The sequence below is a fragment of the Curtobacterium sp. MCLR17_034 genome (assembly GCF_003234485.1).
GTDB classification, from domain to species: domain Bacteria; phylum Actinomycetota; class Actinomycetes; order Actinomycetales; family Microbacteriaceae; genus Curtobacterium; species Curtobacterium flaccumfaciens.
In genome coordinates this window covers 1-20680 of the sequence record NZ_QKTH01000008.1, presented here as the reverse complement: position 1 = coordinate 20680, position 20680 = coordinate 1, and the positions used below count along the sequence as shown (strand labels likewise).

The following is a 20680-nucleotide window of genomic DNA, read 5'->3' as shown; positions in this document are numbered from 1 at the left end:
GCGGTGCCTACCGTGCGCACCGCGCACGCGGAGCGCGGTCGCCCGCGCCGCGGTCACCCGCGTCGCGACCGCCCGACGACGTACCGCCACGGACCACCGAGCGCCGCCACGAGCTCGACGCGCTTGAGGCCGGCCGTCGCCTCGCGGAACGCGTCGTCAACGGGCCACCCGCCCACGGCGTCCACCGCGGCGGACACCTGGTCGGCGTCGGCACCGGTGCCCTGTCCGAGCGCGCCGAGCTGCCGCAGCGCCCCGACCGCCCGACGCAGCACGGCCAGTGCGGTGCGCGGTCGCAGCATGAGCTTCGCGACCCACGCGCCGAGGCCGGTGCCGTAGCCGAGCGCCTGCGAGCGCAGCGCCGCACGGTCCGGCCGGTGCTTGTGCCAGACGACGGCCGTGGGCTCCACGGCGAGCGCGCCGCCGGAGAACAGCACCCGGGTGAACAGGTCGGGGTCCTCGCCGGCGCGGGCCAGGGTGCCCGGGCCGAGCGCGACGTCGAACCCGCCCAGGGCGAGCGCGGCCGAGCGGCGGAGCGACATGTTGGCACCGGTGCCGAACGCGCCCACGGAGAACGGGAACAGCGGCAGGTCGGCCGGCGGCGCCGACGTGCGGAACACCCGGCGGTCGGTGTTGCGCGCCCAGGTGACGCGCTCGTCGAAGTACCGCTGCGTGGGAGTCCGGAGTTCGCCGCTGGGCACGAGGCCGGTCACGCAGACGACGTCCGCGTCGCGGGCGTACGCGTCGGCGAGCGCTGCGAGCCAGTGCCGGTCGACGACCACGTCGTCGTCGACGAAGGCGACGACGGCCCCGGACGCGAGGGCGAGTCCGGCGTTCCGTGCGCGCGAGACGCCGGGTCGGGCCTCCAGGACGTACCGCAGGCGCGGGTCCGCGAGCGACGTGACCACGTCGCGGGTCGCGGTGGTGGTGGGCGCGTTGTCGACGACCAGGACCTCGAAGTCGTCGTGCTCGGACGCGAGCACCGAGCGCACGCAGCGGCGCAGGTCGTCCGGCCGGTCGCGGGTACCGATGACGACGGAGATGCGCCCGACCGGCGTCCCCGCGGGGGCGGCCGGGAGGCCCGTGGTGCGCAGCGCGCGCAGGGCCGGTCCCAGCTCGGCCGGGTCCACGCCGCCGTCCGCGTCGACGCTGACGTCGACGAACCCGGCGATCTCGCGTCCGTCACGGACGAGCAGGCGGGCGCGGCGGAAGCCGGTGGCACCGGCGAGTTCGACGGCGGACGCGGCGAGCGCCTCCTGCCGGTCGACGGCGCCGACCCAGGCCGCGCCGGCCCAGGCAGGCACGTCCGGGGACGGCATCGCGGGCGTGAGCGTGAGCACGCGGGTGGTGGTGGCCTGCTGGTCGGTCATGGTCCGATGCTCCGGTGGGGCTGCTGCGGGGTCAACGGCGGCCGCCCGCGGTTGCGGCGACGGTCGTCCGACTTGCGGTTTGCCGCCAGTGCACACCCCCGGACGGTAGGATCGTGAGGACGACTCGGCGGCAGCACGCCGGGCACGAGGAGGACGCATGTCGATGGGCCCCACCGACGAGCTCGGCGCCGTGCTCCACTCGGAACAGAGCGTCTTCGTGGTCGACGCCGTGACCTGCGTCTGCGGCCACGTGCAGGACGCCCACGAGCACTACCGTCCGGGCACGGACTGCGCACTCTGCGACTGCCAGAAGTTCCGCAAGAAGCGCTGATCAGGCGCTTTCGAGCACTGACCGATCGGGGGCGGTGCGGGAAACCGCCGCTTCCCCGCAGACGGGCACGGGTCGCCTTGTCGGCCCCGGAACGCCGCGGTTAGCGTCGCGTCCATGGCCATCTCCCCCGCGGTCCCCGCGTGCATCGTCCTCGCCCACGAGGACCCGGCACACGTGCGCCGACTCGTCGAGGCGCTCGACCCGTTCCCGGTGTTCCTGCACTGCGACGCGCGCACGCCCGAGACGGTGTTCCGCGCCATGACCGACGGACTGCCGGACCGCGTCCGGCTGCTCCCCCGCATCCGGACGGGCTGGGCCCGCTGGGAGAACGTCGCCGCCGAGGTGTCCGGCTACCGGGCCGCCCTGGCCGAGACCGACGCCTCGCACGTGGCCGTCCTGACCGGCAGCGACTACCCGCTCGCGAACCCCGCCGAGATCACGGCCCTGCTCGAGTCCCACCGGGAGGAGTCGTTCATCTCGGTCAACCCGCTGCCGTTCGCACCGTGGGGCCGTGACGGCGGCATCTCCCGCATCCGGTTCCGGCACTGGGCGTGGCGCAAGCACATGCTCCGGCTGCCGGTCCCCCGCCGCGTGCCGGCGAAGGTCTCCTTCGCCGGGGGCTCACAGCTCAAGGTCCTCGCCCGCCGGCACGCCGCCGCGGTCGTGGACACCGTGGACCAGCGCCCCGACCTGGTCCGGTTCTGGCAGCGCACCTGGGTCGCCGACGAGACCTTCGTGCCGTCGGTGCTCAACTCGCCGTCGCTGACACCGGGGTTCGCCGACGAGCACGTCTCCCAGCCGCTCTGGTGGATCGGGTGGGACGGCACCGCGCGGAAGAGCCCGCCGTGGTTGACCGTCGCCGACGCGGGGCAGCTGCTCGAGCGTCGGACGGACGCGGACGTCGAGGTGCAGCACCTGTTCGCGCGGAAGTTCTCGACCGACCGGAGCGGTGACCTGCTCGACGTCGTTGACGCTGCCTCCGGGCTGCGCCAGAACGCGGGCGCGGCGACGGCGTCGGCGTCGGCGTCGGCGTCGGCGTCGGCGTCGGCGTCGGCGTCGGCGTCGGCGCGGCAGGATGCGGCAGCGGTGGTCGCGCCGTGAGCTTCCCCCCGCAGACCCGCCGCGAGGCCCGCGCAGCGCGCGAGGCACCCGTACCCGTCGCCGCCGTGCCCGAGTCGCTCGACACCGGGTCGGTCGCGGTACGGAAGGGCGCCTCCGTCCTGTTCGGCCGCGGCCTGCTGTACGTCGTCGTCTGGTCGATGCAGCTCGTCGTCTCGTCGCTCATCTCCCCGGTGCTCGCGCACCTCATGCCGCCGGCCGAGTTCGGCGTCCTCGCCTCGGCCATCGCCCTGTACCAGGCGCTCGTCGTCCTGGCAGTCCTCGGCATCGACCAGGCGTCGGTGCTGCAGCGCGCCGAGGACGGCGACGACCGCCGGGCGCGTGGCCTGCTCGCCGTCGGCATGGTCACCGCGATCGTCGTCACCGTCGCCGCGCTCACCACGATCCCGGTCTGGGCCGACGCAGCTGGCTTCGTCGGCAACCACCCGCTGCTCCTCGTCGCCGTGCTCTGGACCGGCCCCGCCGCCATCGTGCAGATCTCCCTCGCGCTGCTCGTCGCCCAGGACCGCATCCGGGTCTTCGCGGTCACGAGCCTGCTGTCCTCGATCGGCGGCTCGGTCATCGGCCTCGGGCTCCTCACCTGGGTGCAGGCCGACGCGACCACCTACGCGTGGGGCGGCGTCGTCGCCCAGGGCGTGGCGATGGTCATCGGCATCGCGGCGACCCGCCCGCGTCTCGCCGGCCTGTTCGACCGCAAGACCACCGCCCGGGCGTTCCGCCTCGGCGTGCCGATCGCCCTCGGCAACCTGTCGTACTTCGTGCTGAACGCCGGCGACCGGATCGTCGTCCAGCGGCTGCTCGGCCCGGACGAGGTGGCCCGCTACCAGATCGCCTACGTCGTCGGCTCGGCCGTCATCCTGCTCCTGACCTTCACGAACCAAGCGTGGGCTCCGCACTTCGCCGCCCTCCGCGACCCGGTCGCCCGCCGGCAGCTCGCGATGCACTCCCGCGACGAGCTGTACAAGATGCTCGGACCGGTCCTGCTCGCCGTGACCCTGGTGTCACCGGTCGCGCTGCCGATCCTCGCCCCGGCGTCGTACCGCGTGCAGGAGCTCTCCGTCGTCGTCTTCGTCGTCGCGATCACCGCGTTCCCCGTGGTCGCCAGCGGTGCGACCGGACGCCTGCTGCTGGTCGAACGCCGCGGTGTCGCCGTCGGCGTCATCGCCGCGATCGCCGGCGCCGTGAACATCGGCGCGAACCTCGTGCTCGTGCCCGTGCTCGGCATCGCCGGCGCGGGCCTCGCCACCGTCGTCGCCTACGCGATCCTGGCCGCCATGCAGTTGCTGGCCCTGCCCGACCGCCGCGAATGGCGCGGACCGGGAGCCCGGATCGTCCTGACGACCCTCGCCGCGCTCGTCGTGGCCGCCGCGTCCCTGCTCCTGCCGCAGGACGTGCTCTGGAACTGGGTCCGCATCGCCGGGGTGGTCGCCTGCCTCCCCTGGTTCCTCCGCCGACTGAAGACCGCAAGGGGTGGTGTCTCGTGAGACCGCGACAGACTGCAACCGACGGCACCCGCCGACTCCGCGTCGGCGTGCTGGTGACCGGACTCGCCATCACCGGCGGACTCGAACGCTGCGTGCTCGAGGACACCCACGAGCTCGTCGCCGCCGGCCACGAGGTCGAGGTCTGGCACCGGAACGCCCAGTCCCCGCGCGCCGCCGAGGGCCCGCCGCCCTACGAGGCGATGGGCGTGCGCCTGGTGGAGGCCACCGACTACCGGTTCGGCATCACCACGGCACTCCGCGACGCCTGGCGCTTCGCCCGCGAGGGACTGCGGATCCGACGATCACACCTCGACGTCCTCTGGCTGAACCGCCCCGAGTACCTGCCGTTCGGCCGGGTCGCGTCGCTCGTCTCCGGAGTCCCGCTCGCGGTGCACCTGCACCACGCGCCGAACTACCGGCGGCTCGGACCGATAGCCGGCGGCCGCACCCGCTACTTCGCCGTCTCGCACGCGATGGCGCGCGCCTGGGCGGCGTCCGGCGTGCCGACGGACCGCATCACGATCGTGCCGAACGGCGTCGACACCGACGCGTTCCCGGCCGCCACCCCGGCGTCGGTGCACGACGCCCGCGCGGCACTCGGCATCGCCGAGGACACCCCGACGGTGCTCTACTACGGTCGGCTCACCCGGTCGAAGGGCGTGCTCGCCCTCCTGGAGGCGTGGGGGCGCGTCCGCACGACCGCCGCGGCACGCGTGCCGGTCACCACTCCCCCCGTGGCCGGTCACACGGCGCCCGCGCCGCTCCTCGTGCTGGCCGGTGCCCTCTACCCGGAGGAAGCCGACGCCGTGCACGCCGCGATCGACGCGCTCCCCGCCGGTTCCGTGCTCGTGCTCCCCGAGCGGGACGATGTCGTCCCGCTCCTGCACGCCGCCGACGTCGTGGTGGCGCCGTCCATCGAGCCCGAGGGCTTCGGCCGGGTCGTGGTCGAGGCGATGTCCACCGGCCGTCCCGTCGTCGCGGCCGCATCGGGCGGCACCGGGGAGATCCTGTCGGGTGACTGGGCGCGGTACACCGTCGACCCGGCCGACCCCGACGCACTGGCGGAGAAGCTGCTCGACACCCTCGACGACGCCGAGCTCGACCCGTCCCTCGCCGCACGGTGCCGCGCGTGGGTGCGTGACCGCTACGGGCGCGAGCCGCACGTGCGCGCGCTGCTGCAGGCGCTGCTGGCACACGCCCGGCGCTGACCGGGCCGGGCCCGGCGTCGTCTGCGTGCACCGGGCGGCGGCGTCGGTCTGCGCCGGGCTCGGCGCTGTCAGCCGGCGGTGGGTTCCGTGGACGGCAGCGTGGCCCGGGGGCTCTCGCCGTCCGCGGGCACGTCGATCGTCATCCAGTCGACCAGCAACGACCCGGCGGCGTCCCGGGGCGGCAGGCCCTCGAGCGATCCCGTCTGCACGACCAGGTGCATGCGTTCGACGGGGATGTCCTGTGTGGTGCTCCCGACGACCTCGTCGTCGACCAGGAACGACATCCGCGACGGCGTCCACTCGATCGTGTACGTGTGCCAGTCGGCCAGCGACGCGTCGGTCTCGTGGTGGACGCACTTCTCGGCCGGGTCGACCAGGCAGTGCACGTTGAGCCAGGCGGGCGCTCCGAGCGCACCCTCGGGGAAGTCGATCTCGCCGTGCGCCCAGACGTTCTCGTCGCTCCAGAGCAGCACCGCCACCCCGTAGCCGTCGACCTCGTCGCTCTTCATCCGGATGCTGTAGCGGCCGGAGGTCTGTCCGCCCCATCGTCCGTCGACGAGCGGCACGACCCCGCCGGCGAGCGGGGTGCCCGCCTTCGTCGTGCGCAGATGCATGTCGAGCATCCCGTCGTGGGCGCTCAGCGTGGACGCCTGGTACCGACCGGTCCCCGCGGTGTCCGCGAAGCCGTGGTAGACGGTGAACCGGTCGTCGTAGGCCGCCTCGAACCCGCCGGACGGGGCGGACTCGTCGAAGTCCTCGGAGAACACCCGCTTCCAGCCGTCCCCGTCGCCGGTCGGCATCGCGACCCCGCTGGGTCCGGGGCCGACGGACGTCGTGCCGGTGGTCGCCGCGGCGACGGCACCGACCGCGACCACCAGGGCGGCGGCCACGATCGCGACCCGTCGTCCCCGTGTCCGGAGCGGGGTGCGGTGACGGGAGGCGCCGAGGCCGTGCGCGGGTGGGGCACCGTGCGCGGCGGCCGACTGCTCGGCGACGGGGCGGGGGCCGTCCTCGTCCGGGGTCATCCAGCTGTCCATGCGCGGATCTCCGAGAGACCGACGTTGATCGTGCTGTTCGACACTCCGGTGGTGGTGAACCGCACCCAGGTGACGTTGCGGGCGGTGAAGTCGACCGTCCGGGCGCTGCCGTCGTTCGGGAGCTCGCCCACGGCGACCTGGCTGCCGTCCGAGAACGTCAGCGTGCCGCTCGTGATCTGGTCGTCGCTGTTCGGACGGTCGTGCAGGACCATGCGCTGGAGCGCGACCGGGGTGGCCCAGTCGAGCTGGATCCAGATGCCGGTCCGTCCCCAGGGCACGGCCCACTCGGCGGTGTGGTCGACCGGGTGGCCGGACACCACGCCGTCGACGGCCTTCGCGACGGTCTGGCCGTCGGCCGGGTTGTCGGCGATCGCCGTCGGGGTGGCCGAGCCGGTGACGTCCCGCAGGCCCGGGGTGGGAGTCGGCGTCGGCGTCGGCGTGGGGGTCGTACCGCCGTTGCTCGCCGGGGAGAACGCCCGGATCTCGGCGAGTCCGACGTTCTGCGTCCCGCCACTGACCGAGGTCACCGTGAACCGCACCCACCTCACACTGCGCGCCGCGAACGTGATCCGCTGCACCGCACCACCGTTGTTCAACGCCGGCACCGTCACACTCGAGCCGTCCGAGAACGTCAACGTCCCGCCCAGCACCTGGTCCACCGCGTTCGGCCGATCAGCGAGGTCGACCGCGTCCAACGCCGTCGCCCCCGCCCACCCGAGCTGGATCCACGTCCCCGCACGACCAGACGGCGCAACCCACTCCGCCGTCGGCGCATCCGGGTACCCGCTCACCACACCGTCGACCGCCTTGACAGCCGTCTGACCGTCAGCCGGGTTCTCCGCACTCGCCGTCACCGACGCCGAAGCCGTCACGTCCGTCCGGGTCGGGGTCGGTGGCGTCGTCGTGTCGGCCGGGGCCAGCGCGCGGATCTCGGCGAGCCCCACGTTCTGCGTCCCGCCGCTCACCGCCGTCACCGTGAACCGCACCCACCTCACACTGCGCGCCGCGAACGTGATCCGCTGCACCGCACCACCGTTGTTCAACGCCGGCACCGTCACACTCGAGCCGTCCGAGAACGTCAACGTCCCACCCAGCACCTGGTCCACCGCGTTCGGCCGATCAGCGAGGTCGACCGCGTCCAACGCCGTCGCCCCCGCCCACCCGAGCTGGATCCACGTCCCCGCACGACCAGACGGCGCAACCCACTCCGCCGTCGGCGCATCCGGGTACCCGCTCACCACACCGTCGACCGCCTTCATGGCCGTCTGACCATCAGCCGGGTTCTCCGCACTCGCCGTCACCGACGCCGAACCCGTCACGTCCTTGTGTGCGGGGGTCGGGTCCGTGGGGTCGGTGGGGTCCGTCGGCACCGGCGAGCCGGCGGTGTACTGCCGGCTGAGCCACGAGGTCTCGGGTCGAGCCGAGCAGGCTTCGTACGAGGCGCAGGTCTCACTGTCGTGCGCGGCGTAGGTGAAGAACGCGTCGGCCTTCGCCTGGGTCTCGGCCGTCGTCAGGTTCGCCGGACGGTCGGCGATCGGGTACCCCATGTACCCGGTGAAGCCGTGCGCGCCGGTGTACTGCTGCTGCACCTGGTCGGTCAGGTACGCGACCGTGTGGTGGTCGCTGTGGTCCCCGTCGCCGTACTCGCCCTCGTGGTCGAGGGTGTGGATGTCCGTCGGCGCGAAGTCCTGCACGATCCCCTGCAGCGTCGCCCGGAGCTGCGCGAGCGTGTACGTGGCGGCGTGCGGGGCATCGGCGACGGTGTGCAGCGTGTCCATGTCGCCCGTGTACAGGCGCTGGAGGCTCTCGTAGCCGTTCGCCCAGAAGCCGTTGCCCTCGACGTTGCCGTCCGGCAGGTCCATGAAGACCAGGCTGATCCGCGGGTCGGCGGTCAGGGTCTCGGTGAGCAGGGTCCGTCCGGCGACCGTCGTGGAGCCGGTCGTCGACGCCGGGTCGACGCTGGCCATGCTCGCGTAGGCGGCCATCAGCCCGACCTGGCGTTCCTGCCAGTACCAGTCGGGCTTGCCGGCGTCACCGGCCGTGACGATGACGGAGCGCACGCAGCGCCCCGCGTCGATGTCCTTCCGCAGGTCCGTGCCCTGGAAGAGCAGGTCGTCGTCGGGGTGGGCGACGACGTTGAGCACCCGCCCGGCGCTGCAGTCGGCCGCCGCGGCCACGGCGGGCTGCACCACGAGGTTCGGCGCGACCAGCACGGCGAGCACGGTGGCGAGCACGCCCGCGACGGACGCGACGGTGGCCCGTCGCGTCCGTCGCGGTCTGTCGGAGGTCGGTTCAGTCGGTTGCATGGCGCAGGCCCTCCGTCGTCAGCTCGTACATCGCGGTCGTCCCGGACGACCAGACCCGCTTCCAGTAGGGCGAGGACGCCATGGCGGCGGCGAGCTCCTGGTAGTCGGCGTCGCTCTGGTAGCCGTACCGCTCGTCGTAGGCGCCGAAGGGCTCCGCGACCAGGGCGTAGTAGCCGGTGGCCGACCAGTTCACGACGAGCTCCCGCGTCACGTTCGACAGGTCCGCCTCGGCGTCGTAGCCGCCGGTCGGGTCCGGGTACGGGCCGAGTGCTTCGCGGGACAGGTAGCCCACGTCGAAGTACCGTGCGCCGGTGTTGCTCGGGACGGCGTTGGCCGACCCGGTGAGCAGCATCACGGAGCCCGCGGGTGCCGTGCGGTCGTAGTACTGCGTCGCCGCGGACTGGCTCCGGGTCATGACGCGGTTCCAGTCGAGCGAGGTCTGCCCGAACGCACCGATCGCGACGAGCGCCGCCACCGCTGCTCCGGCGACCGCGAACCGCACCGCGGACGGACGCATCCCCCGCTGCAGGACCGCCCCGACCGGGGCGAACCGACCGGCGGGCATCGGGAGCGCCGCCGCCAGGATCGCGATCCACGGCGTCGCGAAGAGCACGACGCGGAAGACGCCCTCCTGGCCGTAGTTCGTGGCGACGAGCAGCGAGATCGGGCTCGCGGCGGTGGCGAGGAGCGCCCAGTGCGTCCGGTCGCGCCGCATCAGGACGGTCACCACGGCGATGAGCCCGAGCACCACGAGCGCGGCTGCGGGGATGTCGAACGCCAGACGCGTGACGAGCGGCTTCGGCAGGACCGTCATGTCGTGCGCGGGCGGCTGCACGTTGTCGAGCACGCGTCCGACCGCCGCGAGCGACAGGAACCGTCCGAGGATGTCGCCGTTCAGCGCGGCGAAGACCACCGCCGGCACGAGCACGACGGCGGGCAGCCACCAGGGGCGGAGCATCCGGAACACGATGAGCGTGACGAGTGCGGCGACCGTCAGGTACGGCGAGATCTGGTGGGTCACGGCGAGCACGATGCCGATGAGGGTGATCGCGACGATCCGCGAGAGCCCCACGCGCCGTGCCCGCGGCTTGGCGGCGACGGAGCCGTCGGCGGTGGTGACGGCGGCATCGCGCAGCGGTCCGGTGGCGAGCACGAGGATCACGATCGACATCAGGATGCCGGTCGACTGCGGCGAGAAGTACGTGGTGTTGAGCGAACCGGTCATCGCGGTCAGCAGCGCTGCGATCCACGGCCGACGGGCGCCGGGCAGCCAGTGCGCCGCCAGGACGCCGACGGCGATGGTCGTGCTGAAGGCGAGCAGGACCGGCACCCACGCGGCGATGAGGATCGTGTTGACGATGCCCCCGACGTCGGCGACCCAGGCGGCGCCGGCGAACAGGCCGGACCAGGTCTGGAAGATGTCGGCCGACGGGTTGGTCCCACCGAACTGGCGGATGTACTCGACGACACCGATGTGCCGCGCGGCGGCGGTCACGGTGGGCACGCCGTACGTGATCGCCTGGGCGAGCTGCACGACACCGCCGAGCACGACGACGGGCACGGCGAGCGCGCGGCCGCGGACCAGGGCGATGACCGCCGCGGCGACGACGAGCACGAGGCCGACGACCAGGCCGGGGCCGAGCGAGCCGAACAGGCCTGCGGGCACCGGGTCGCCCATGTGGGTGAGCGCGGCGACGACCACCACGACGAGCCCGCCGAGCGAGAGCGCCGTCACCGTGGCGGTCGTGCTCCACCGGGGCCGGGCGGTCTCGCGGCGCACGAGACCGGCGCGACGGAGCTCCGCCACGTCACGGGGTACCGAGACGGCGAGCGCCGCCGCGGTGAGCACGACGACACCGACGAAGGGGACCGTCGGCGCCCAGATGTGGAAGGTCGCCATGGTGTAGCCGATGCCGATCGTGCCGACGAGCGACCCGGTGACGGCGAGGACGGCGAACCGGGCGAGGGACATCGGACGGACGAGCAGCATCGGGGCGACCCCGAGCAGCGCGAACAGGAAGACCGCGACGGCGCTCGCCCGCAGGGTGGGCAACTCGACGACGCTGCCGACGGCGGCCAGCACGAGCGTCAGCACGACGATCGCGGCGGCGCCGAGTCGGGCCACCGGGCCCATCGCGCCACCCGGAATCGGTCGTGCCGGACCCGCGGTGTCGAGGCCGCGCTGCAGCTCGTGGCGACCGTGCGCCGTCCGGTCGATCGTCCCCGCGCCGCCCATGCGTTCGCGGAGCGCCAGGACCGGTGCGGTGAGCACGGATCGCCGCTCGACGCGACGCAACCGGCGCTTCGTCGCCGCGAACTCCGCGTCGACGGCGTCGACGGTGTCCGCGTCACGCGCGGCGCCCGTCCCGTGGCCGTTCGCCGGAGCAGCGTCGGCAGCGTCGTCGCCCTGCTCGAGGCCGAGGCGTGCGAAGGCGCTGATGGCCTCCGGCGCCGCGTCCACCGAGGCGGTCAGCGTGTCGCGGTCGAGTGCGTTCTTGGTCATCCAGGCTCCGAGTCCGTGGCCGTGCGCGGCAGCGGCGGCGCGGAGCGACGCGACGTCGTCCGCCGATCGCTGCCACGCGATCGCGGCCGGTTCGACGGCGATCGCGGATCCGGCGAACAGCAGTCGTGTGAAGAGGTCGAGGTCGTCGCCACCGCCGACGCGCGTGCCGGGACCGAAGGCGGTGTCGAACCCGCCGATCCGGAGCGCGGTCGCGCGGTGCACGGCGAGGTTCGCGCCGGTGCCGTAGGCCGAGGCGGCGAAGGGGTGCAGCGGGAGGTCGTGGACCGGGTCGTCGAGCCGGAAGACCCGCCGGCGGACGGTCCGCCCACCGGGGGTGCGGTCGTCGTGCCAGCGCTGCGCCGGCGTCCGGAGCTCGGCACTCGGCACGAGCCCGGTGACGCAGGCCACGTCGGGGTCGGCCGCGAAGGCACGGGCGATGGCGGCGATCCAGTCGCCGTCCACGACGGCACCCTCGTCCACGAACGCGACGACGTCGCCGGTCGCGACGAGCAGGCCGGCGTTCCGCGCGGCGGCGAGGCCGCCCTCGGGCGCCGGGATGGTGGTGACGTGACGTCCGCTGATGTCGACCGTCGCCACGCCGCCGTCGTCGGCGCCGTGCGAGACGACGACGACGTCGAAGTCGGCGTGCCCGTTGGCGAGCACCGACCGCATGGTCGTGCCGGCGGCGCCGTCCGTGCAGAGCACCACGGTGACGGACGGCAGCACCAGACCTGCTGCCGGCCGACGCTCGGGTGCCGGCATGGGCCGGATCGCGCGCTGGAGCGCACGGACGTCGATGGTGCCGCCGATGCGACGGCGTTCGGTGATCTCGGCCTCGACGAAGCCGAGCGGCTCGCCGTGGTCGCGGACGAGCAGGCGGGCACGCCCGTACCCGGCGGATCCCTGCAGGGCGATGACGTCCCGGTGGCTCGACGCGTGCACGTCGGCACGGTCGACCTCGCCGACCCAGAGCGCGCCGTCCCAGGTGGGGACGAGCGGCCCGGTCACGACCGGCGAGAGGACCATCGCCAGGGTCGCGCGGGTCACGGTGTGCCCACCGGCTGCGGGAGCGGGGCGGGTGCGGGTGGGGTCCGCACGACGACGGTGCCGAGGACCCGGCCGACGGCGTAGCCCGCGACCGTCGAGACGACGGAGAGCGCGATGGCGTACGCCCGCAGTCCTCCGCCACGACCGACGTGGCGCAGTTCGCGCAACACGGCGCCCGGGATCACCCGGGTCAGGTAGGTCGACTCGCTGGCGAGCGAGTCGCCGGTGCCGACCCGACGGCTCAGCACGGCCTTCGAGATGCCCTCGTAGTAGCTGCGGCGGCGCAGGTAGCGCATCGTCACGCGGTCCGGCGAGACCCGGTGCGAGACGTTCGAGCGCGGTTCGTGCCGGATCCGCGCGCCGGGACGGGCCTGGGCGATGCGGATGCAGAGTTCGGTCTCCTCGCAGCCGAGCGGCTGGTTGCCGACGCGGCCGATGCCGGAGCGGAAGCCGCCTGCGAGCAGGATCGCGTCACGGCGGAACGCCATGCTCGACCCGATGACGTTGCGGACGTCGCCCGGGGTCTCGGGCAGCCCGCGGTACGAGCACCCGACGATCCAGAGCAGTTCGTCGGCGTACGGGCCGGGGCCGGTCGCGGTCGGCCAGGACGGCGTGGCACGACCGCCGACACCGACGACGCCGGGGTCCTCGAGCGCGGTGAGCATGTGCCCGAGCCAGTCGGGGTCCGCGGTGGCGTCGTCGTCCAGGAACGCGACGACGTCGGCGTCGGTCAGGGCGACACCGGTGTTCCGGGCCCCGGAGAGTCCGCGGTCCTCGGTGTTCGGGACGACCCGGAGTTCCGGCCAGCGCGCGGCGGCGCGGGCCAGGAGCTCGGGCTCGTGGTCGATGACGACGACGACCTCGGGGCCCTCGGGCTGGCGCTTGGCCGACTCGACGCTGTCCTGCAGGTCACCCCAGCGCTGCTGGGTGTAGGCGCAGATGACGACCGCGACGGTCGTCACGCGACGTCCTCCTCGAGGGCGACGACGGACGCGACGACGGCTGCCCCGGCAACGGACGCCCCGGCGACGGCGGACGCAGCGACGGGGGTCGCGACGGACGCAGCGACCGGCGCCGCAGCGACGGGAGCAGCAGCAACCGGCGCAGCAGCCGGCGCGGCGAGCTGCTCGGCCGGCGGCACGACGCTCATCGCCGCGCGACGGACCTCGGCACGGCCGATCGCGGCGCGACGACGCTCGTGCATGATCGACTTCAGCACGCGGATGCCGTCGGTCACGGCGTTGAGGTTGCTCGAACCGTGCACGCGGAGCTTCTCGTGGCTCGGCACCTCGGTGATCGCGAGCTCGGCGGCCGACCAGCGGCAGGTCAGGACGGTCTCGATCTCGAACCCGTCGCCCCACAGCATCGAACCGTCGGCCGGCTTCGGCAGCTCGGACGACAGCAGACCGATCTCCGGCAGGACGTCCGCCCAGAAGGCGTTGTAGCCGTAGCAGAGGTCGCTGTAGCGGGTGCCGAGGATGATGTTGCAGAGCATGTTCAGACCGCGGTTGCCCATGTTCCGGACGATCGTGATGTCGTCGCTGCCACCGCCGAGCGAGTACCGGGTGCCCTTCGCGACGTCGGCGCCGTCGATGAGTGCCTGGACGAACCGCGGGATCTCGTCTGGGTCCGCGGAGCAGTCGGCGTCGAACATGACGACGATGTCGCCGGTGACGGCCTCGAAGCCGCAGGCCAGGGCGTTGCCCTTGCCCTTGCGGGTCTGGTGCACGACGCGGATGTCGGGCATCACGCGCTGCGCGGCGGCGATGGTGTCGTCGACGGAGTTGCCGTCGACCAGGATCACCTCGTACACGGGCGGGAGCTTCGGGAGGATGATCTCGAGGTTGCGGGCCTCGTTCCGTGCCGGGATGACGACGGAGACCCTCGGGTCTGCAGGGCGAACGGTACGTGCGGGCATGGCGCGGTCCTGTCGGGTCAGGGTTGCTGTCGGGTGGTGGCTCGTCGAGACGAGCGGCGCGTCCTCGGATGACGCATCGACGACGGTGACCGTCGTCGGTCGAGCAGCGGGACGCGGGTACGACGCCGCCTGCTTGCCGCGGGTGAGTGGGTACTCTCCCCCGCGGTTCCAACCATCGCCGTGGCCAGCGGGAGGGTCAATGCGCGGTGCGGTCCCTTGCGGACACCCGGGTGCGGATACGGAAACCCGCAACGGTCGTGCAGGTTGGCGGTCCGGCGCGGCGGCCGGCGGGTGGTGGACGCAGGACGAGCGGACGGGAGGCGCGGTGCCAGCCGGCACCGCGCCTCCCGTCCGGTCGTGGGCCAATCTCAGACCTGCGGCACGTCCGCCGTCTCGAAGGCGGCCCGCAGCGCGACCGCCAGCTCGGCGACGTGCGGTTCCCGCAGCAGCGACGTGTGCTCGCTCGCGATCCGCACCATCTCGGTGGGCCCGCGCAGCAGGGCGGACCACCCGGCGGCGTCGGGGTTGGCGTCGGCGAGGACGTAGGTGGCGCGCCCGTGGAACGGCGTCGGGTGGTGGCGCCTGGTGACGATCTCGGCCTGGTCGAAGAAGGCGTCGAAGTCCTTCTGCCCACCGTGCCGCAGCACGCCGGCGGTGTACGCCCGGAGCCGCTTGGCGAACAGCGCTCCGTAGGGCACACCCGCGGGCAGCACCCGCCTGACGGCGCGGTCGAGCCCCCGCTGCACGGCGCGGACGGCGGTGTTCGGCTGGTCGCGCGGCTCCATCCGGCCGAAGTGCAGGCGGGCCTGTTCGGACTTCGTGCGGGGCAGGTAGGTGTCGAGCAGGACGACGTGCTCCACCTGCTCGCCGCTCTCGGTCAGGAGCCGGGCGATCTCGAGCGCGACGAGTCCGCCGAGCGAGTGCCCGACGAGCAGGTACGGGCCGCGGGGCTGCACGATGCGCATCAGCGCGAGGTAGCGGCGGGCGCTCCGCTCGATGTTCCAGTCCGGCATCCCACGGCGCTCGAGGGCGTGCTGCTGGAACGCGTACAGGTCGTGCGCGGGCAGGTGCCGCGAGAGCGGCAGGAACGTCAGCGCCAGGGCACCGCCACCGGCGAAGCAGAACACCGGCGGACGGCCGCCCTCGCGCGCCTCGGAGACCTTCACGACGTCCGGGTGGCTCGGCAGCGCGCTCGTCCCGCTCCGCACCCGTCGGGCGAAGGCGCGGAGCGTCGGGTGCTCGAGCACGTCCGAGGAGCGCAGGTCGACCCCGAGCCGGTCCTGCACGACGGCGAGCATCTCCTCGGCGGACAGCGAGTCGCCGCCGAGGGCGGAGAAGTCCTCGTCCAGGTGCACGCCCCGCAGGCCGAGCACCTCGGCCCAGATCTGCCCCACGACGAGCTCCCACTGGTCGTACTCGCCCTCGACCATCTCGGTCTCGACGCTCGGTGCCCCGGGGAGTTCGGCCCGGTCGACCTTGCCGCGCTCGTTCCGCGGCAGTTCGGTCATCGGCACGATCGACGCCGGCACCATGTACTCGGGCAGCCGCTCACGGAGCGCCCGTCGGAGCGCACCCGGTGCCGGGGTGCGGTGCCCCGGGCGACCGACCACGTAGGCGACGAGCCGGGTGACGGAACCGGGGTCGACCTGTGCCGTCACGACCGCATCGTGCACCTCGGGGACCGCGCGGAGCGCCGCCTCGACCTCACTCGGCTCGACCAGGTAGCCGCGGACCTTCACGGCGTCGTCGGACCGGCCGAGCAGCACGAGCCGCCCGTCGGGGTCGACGCGTGCCAGGTCGCCCTGCCGCCAGCTCGGGGTCCCGACGGGGATGCCGACGACGGCCTCGGCCTCGCCGGTGCGTCCGGCCCGTTCGGCGGTCTTCTCCGGCGCGCCCCAGTAGCCCGCGGTCAGGGCGTCGGAGACGACGACGAGCTCACCGGTCTCCCCCGGGTCGGCGGGGCTGCCGTCCTCACGGAGCACGAGGACCGTCTTGCCGGGCAACGGCCACCCTGCGGGCACGACGCCCTCGGGCACCGGCTCCCCAGGCGCCACCGGGCAGTACGCGACGCACGCGGTCTCGCTCGAGCCGAAGGCGTTCAGGAGCAGCGTGTCCGGGTCCAGGTGGCGTCGAGCCGCGGCGAGGTCGGCGCCGGTGACGGACTCGCCCGTGGTCATCAGGAAACGCAGCCCGCCGAGCACCGGCGCGGTCCCGGCGGCGGTCCCGTGCGCCCCTGGGGCATTCTGCGACCCGATGATCGAGCGCAGCAGGTGCGGGGTGCAGACGAGCACGTTCACGTCGTCGTCCCGGAACCGCCCGAGCAGCCGCTCGACACCGAGTTCACGCGGCTCGAGCAGCACGATGGTGCCGCCGCAGAGCAACGTGTCGAACGAGAACAGGAGCCCGGCGGCGAACGACAGCGGCAGGACGAGACCGAGCCGGTCACCCGGGCCGAGGCCGAGCGCGACCGCGTCCTGCTCGGCGTCGGCGATCTGCTGCCGGTGCGTCAGGACGACGCCCTTCGGCATGCCGGTCGAGCCGGAGGTGAAGACGATGGCGAAGGGGTCCCGCCCGCCGGGGCGCACGCCGACGGTGTCCGCCGACGGGGCCGCGCCCGGTTCGCCCGCGTCCAGCAGTTCGCCGAGTGCGTGCACCCGGCCGTCCCGTTCCGCGACCACGTCGGCGGCCAGCGCTGCACGCTCGGTGTCGGCGACGATCTCGTCGACGCCGGCGAGCCGGGCCACGTGTGCCAGGCGTGCTGCGGGCAGGTGGTCGTCGAGCACCACCACGGTCCGTCCGGCACGCACCAGCGCCAGGATGCCGATCACGGCCTCGGTCGACTGCCCCGCCATCAGGCCGACCGGCTTCGATGCCCCGCCCGGGGTGTCGCCGACACCGGCGCCGCTGTGGTCGTCGGGTCGGAGCGTCACGGCCAGGTCTGCGGCCAGCGCGCGCGAGGCCCGGTCCGCTTCGGCGTAGGTGTACGGACGACCGTCCCCCGCGAGCGCGGCGGCGTCGCCCCGGAGCGCCACCACGCGGTCCCAGCGGTCCAGCACGGAGTGGTCGGCCGCCGCGGGCACGGCTGCGGGGTGGTTCCAGGGATCGACGGTCGTCAGCGGGTCGACGGAGGTCACGATGACACCTCGGGTGCTCAGCAGCGGACCGCCACGACTCCCGCGACGGTCCTCCGACCGTAGGTCCGCGCTCCCCCGACCCGCGAGCAGGCTCCGGCCCGGTGCGGGGAACCGCAACCGGCCTGGAGGCGCGGCCTGCGCCCGCCACGGACGGTACGACTCCGGAACGACCGGTGCACCGCCGTGGGCGCCTCCCGCACGGCGGCTCGCCCGGCTCGGGGATCGTGCGGTTCCGCGCAACCTCCGGATGAGCCGTGGCGTGACCGTGGATGCGCCGTGCATCGCCGATGAGGACGCTCGGAACGAGAAGGTCCCGGAAACGAGAACAGCCCCCGGGATGTCCCGGGGGCTGTTCGTCGAGTGCTGGGGTACCTGGACTCGAACCAAGAACGACGGTACCAGAAACCGCTGTGTTGCCAATTACACCATACCCCAAAAGGCCTGTCGGCCTTCTGGCCCGGTCACCCGGGGCACGATCAACTACTGTACAGCATCCCGGAGGTCCGCAAGACCACCCACCAGGTCTCGGTGCACGGCGGCGGCGGTCGCGGCTCCGTGTCCGGCGGCGACGATGAGCTGCTCCGGCCCGGGAGGTGTGACGTCTCCCACGGCGTAGAGCCCCGGGACGGACGTCCGGCCCACCCGGTCGACCACGAGGAGTCCCTGCGTGTCGCGCTGGAGCCCGTCGAGCGCTCCGGGCGTGTCGCCGTTCGCGGCCGTGTTCCCGCTCGTTGCGCTCGGACTCGTGGTGGCGCCGGTGCCCAGCCAGTCGAGGTCGGCGTGCCACACCGGTCGGACGAACCCACCGGTCCGTGGCTCGACGTGGCCGTCGGCGAGTCGGACGCCGGTCATCCCGGTGCGATCGCCCTCGAGGTCCTCGACGACCCGCTCGTCCACGACGACCCCCGCGGCCGACAGTCGAGCGCGGCCGGCGTCGTCGAGCGGTGCCACCCCGTTCGTGTAGACGATCAGGTCGTCGGTCCATGCGGCGATGAGCAGCGCCCGGTCGACCACGTCGTCGGTCTCGCAGATGAAGGCGAGCGGCTGCCCGGCCTTGTCGTACGCATCACACTCGACACAGCTGTGCACCGCGGTGCCGTAGAACGCGCGGAGCATCGGCAGCGCCGGGAACTCCTCACGCAACCCCGTCGCCACGACGACCGTCCGGGCGCGGGCCTCGAGCTCGGTGCCGCGCCACGAGCCGTGCACCTGCCAGGTGTCCGTGTCGGGGTCCGGGGCCACCAGGTCGACGACGGACTGGACGACCGTCGCTTCCGGGTACCCCTCGACCTCGGTCCGCCCGAGCTTGCGGAGTTCGAGCGGCGAGATGCCGTCCCGCGTCAGGAAACCGTGCGACCGCAGCGTCGCGGCGTTCCGGGGACGGTTGGCGTCGACGAGCAGCACGGTGCGCTTCGCCCGGACCAGGTTGAGCGCAGCGCTCAGGCCGGCCGGCCCGGCGCCGATGACCGCGACGTCGTACACGACCTGGTCGGCGTGCTCCGTACTGCTCACGGTCGGTCAGCGCGCCGCGAGGGCGCGGAGCCGGGTCAGGGTGGACTCCTTGCCCAGGATCTCCATCGACTCGAACAGCGGCGGGCTGATCCGGCGTCCGGACACCGCCACGCGCAGCGGGCCGAAGGCGACGCGGGGCTTCAGGCCGAGCTCGTCGATGAGGGCCGCACGGAGCGCACCCTCGATGGCCTCGGTGGTCCAGTCCTGGACGCCCTCGAGCGCGGCGGTGCTCGCGGTCAGGACCGTCGCCGTGTCGCCCTTGAGCGAGGCCAGTGCGTCGTCCTCGACCACCAGGTCGGCGTCGGAGGTGAACAGGAAGCCGAGCATCGCCGGCGCCTCGCCGAGCAGCTGCATGCGCTCCTGCACGAGCGGGGCGGCCTTTGTCAGGACCTCGAGCTGCTCCGGGGTCGCCGGGTCGCTGATGAACTCCGACAGGTACGGCAGCAGACGCGACCGGAAGTCTTCGGGAGCGAGCAGACGGATGTGGTCCCCGTTGATCGCCTCGGCCTTCTTGTGGTCGAAACGGGCCGGGTTCGGGTTCACGTCGGTGACGTCGAACGCCGCGACCATCTCGTCGATCGAGAACACGTCGCGGTCGGGGCCGATCGACCAGCCGAGGAGCGCCAGGTAGTTGACGAGCCCCTCCGGGATCATGCCGGCGGCGCGGTGGTGGAACAGGTTCGACTCGGGGTCACGCTTCGAGAGCTTCTTGTTGCCCTCCCCCATCACGTACGGCAGGTGTCCGAACACGGGGATGGAGGGCACGAGGCCGATCTCGTACAGCGCCTCGTACAGGGCGATCTGGCGCGGGGTCGACGACAGCAGGTCCTCGCCCCGGAGCACGTGGGTGATGCCCATCAGGGCGTCGTCGACCGGGTTGGTGAACGTGTACAGCGGCTTGCCGTTCGGGCGGACCACCACGAAGTCGGGGAACGTGCCCTGCTTGAAGGTGATCTCCCCGCGCACCAGGTCGTCGAAGCTCAGGTCACGGTCGGGGACGCGCAGGCGGAGCGCCGGCTCGCGGCCCTCGTCGCGGAACGCCTGGCGCTCGGCATCGGTCAGGTCACGCTCGTGGTTGTCGTAGCCCTGCTTGGGGTCACGACCGGCCGCCTTGTTCCGGGCTTCCATCTCGTCCGGCGTGACGAAGGACTCGTAGATGTGACCCGACTCCTTGAGCTTCCCGATCACGTCGTCGTAGATCGCGGTGCGCTCGGACTGCCGGTACGGTCCGTGCTCGCCGCCGGCGTCCACGCCCTCATCCCAGTCGAGCCGCAGCCAGCGGAGCGCGTCGAGGATCTGCGCGTACGACTCCTCGCTGTCGCGGGCGGCGTCGGTGTCCTCGATGCGGAACACGAGCTTGCCGCCGGTGTGGCGGGCGTAGGCCCAGTTGAAGAGCGCGGTGCGGATGAGCCCCACGTGCGGGGTCCCCGTCGGGCTCGGGCAGAAGCGGACACGGATGTCGGAGCCGGAGGCAGTGGTGAATGGCGCAGTCATGACCCGACAACCCTACCGCGGAGCCTGTCCCTGCCACCTGCCCTGTGGACGGGCCGCAAACGCAGAAAACCCCTGACCACGAATGGTCAGGGGTTCCCTGGTTCTTCTCCGTTAAGTCCGGCGGCGTCCTACTCTCCCACAAGGTCCCCCTTGCAGTACCATCGGCGCTGAGAGGCTTAGCTTCCGGGTTCGGAATGTGACCGGGCGTTTCCCTCTCGCT

13 protein-coding genes, 1 tRNA gene and 1 rRNA gene are annotated in these 20680 nt (G+C 73.1%); 4 read left to right on the top strand and 11 right to left on the bottom strand.

Features of this window, described 5'->3' with window-relative positions; genetic code table 11:
• Positions 1-53 precede the first annotated feature (53 nt).
• Entirely contained in the window at positions 54-1367 is a 1314-nt protein-coding gene (locus DEI98_RS09890; protein WP_181438006.1) for a glycosyltransferase family 2 protein, read from the bottom strand.
• A gap of 157 nt (positions 1368-1524) precedes the next feature.
• Here DEI98_RS09890 and DEI98_RS18665 point away from each other — a divergent pair, with 157 nt between their 5' ends.
• The 4 genes from DEI98_RS18665 (at position 1525) to DEI98_RS09875 (ending at position 5509) form a co-directional block, all read left to right on the top strand.
• Positions 1525-1698 carry a hypothetical protein gene (locus DEI98_RS18665; protein ID WP_181438005.1) on the top strand — a complete coding sequence of 58 codons (174 nt, stop codon included), beginning with the start codon at positions 1525-1527 and terminating at the stop codon, positions 1696-1698.
• A 114-nt stretch (positions 1699-1812) separates the two neighbouring features.
• Positions 1813-2799 (top strand): beta-1,6-N-acetylglucosaminyltransferase, encoded by a 987-nt coding sequence (locus DEI98_RS09885; protein WP_111100652.1) that lies wholly within the window; start codon positions 1813-1815, stop codon positions 2797-2799.
• Positions 2796-4301, top strand: coding sequence for a lipopolysaccharide biosynthesis protein (locus tag DEI98_RS09880; protein ID WP_084741203.1), 1506 nt, complete (start codon positions 2796-2798; stop codon positions 4299-4301). Before DEI98_RS09885 ends, DEI98_RS09880 begins: the two co-directional genes overlap by 4 nt.
• Entirely contained in the window at positions 4298-5509 is a 1212-nt protein-coding gene (locus DEI98_RS09875) for a glycosyltransferase family 4 protein (RefSeq protein WP_181438004.1), read from the top strand. Before DEI98_RS09880 ends, DEI98_RS09875 begins: the two co-directional genes overlap by 4 nt.
• A gap of 68 nt (positions 5510-5577) precedes the next feature.
• On the opposite strand, the gene DEI98_RS09870 is transcribed toward DEI98_RS09875, so the two are convergent.
• From DEI98_RS09870 to rrf, 10 genes are all read right to left on the bottom strand, one after another.
• Positions 5578-6546, bottom strand: coding sequence for a glycoside hydrolase family 16 protein (locus DEI98_RS09870; RefSeq protein WP_111100650.1), 969 nt, complete (start codon positions 6544-6546; stop codon positions 5578-5580).
• Positions 6531-8780, bottom strand: coding sequence for a PIG-L family deacetylase (locus DEI98_RS09865; protein ID WP_181438003.1), 2250 nt, complete (start codon positions 8778-8780; stop codon positions 6531-6533). The genes DEI98_RS09870 and DEI98_RS09865 overlap by 16 nt, the downstream gene beginning before the upstream one ends.
• Positions 8781-8838: 58 nt before the next feature.
• Positions 8839-12402: a glycosyltransferase gene (locus tag DEI98_RS09860; RefSeq protein WP_111100648.1), complete on the bottom strand. Its 3564-nt coding sequence runs from the start codon at positions 12400-12402 to the stop codon at positions 8839-8841.
• Positions 12399-13364: a glycosyltransferase family 2 protein gene (locus tag DEI98_RS09855; RefSeq protein ID WP_111100647.1), complete on the bottom strand. Its 966-nt coding sequence runs from the start codon at positions 13362-13364 to the stop codon at positions 12399-12401. The genes DEI98_RS09860 and DEI98_RS09855 overlap by 4 nt, the downstream gene beginning before the upstream one ends.
• Positions 13361-14320, bottom strand: coding sequence for a glycosyltransferase family 2 protein (locus DEI98_RS09850; RefSeq protein ID WP_110865640.1), 960 nt, complete (start codon positions 14318-14320; stop codon positions 13361-13363). The genes DEI98_RS09855 and DEI98_RS09850 overlap by 4 nt, the downstream gene beginning before the upstream one ends.
• 368 nt (positions 14321-14688) lie before the next feature.
• Complete coding sequence (locus DEI98_RS09845) at positions 14689-17454, bottom strand: non-ribosomal peptide synthetase (protein ID WP_181438002.1); 2766 nt, start codon at positions 17452-17454, stop codon at positions 14689-14691.
• A gap of 363 nt (positions 17455-17817) precedes the next feature.
• A tRNA-Gln gene (locus DEI98_RS09840) sits at positions 17818-17889 on the bottom strand.
• Positions 17890-17934: 45 nt separating this feature from the next.
• Positions 17935-18966 carry an NAD(P)/FAD-dependent oxidoreductase gene (locus tag DEI98_RS09835; RefSeq protein WP_111100645.1) on the bottom strand — a complete coding sequence of 344 codons (1032 nt, stop codon included), beginning with the start codon at positions 18964-18966 and terminating at the stop codon, positions 17935-17937.
• A 6-nt stretch (positions 18967-18972) separates the two neighbouring features.
• Entirely contained in the window at positions 18973-20460 is a 1488-nt protein-coding gene (gltX, locus tag DEI98_RS09830) for a glutamate--tRNA ligase (RefSeq protein ID WP_111100644.1), read from the bottom strand.
• Positions 20461-20575: 115 nt separating this feature from the next.
• Positions 20576-20680, bottom strand: a 5S ribosomal RNA gene (gene rrf / locus DEI98_RS09825); the annotation flags it as partial.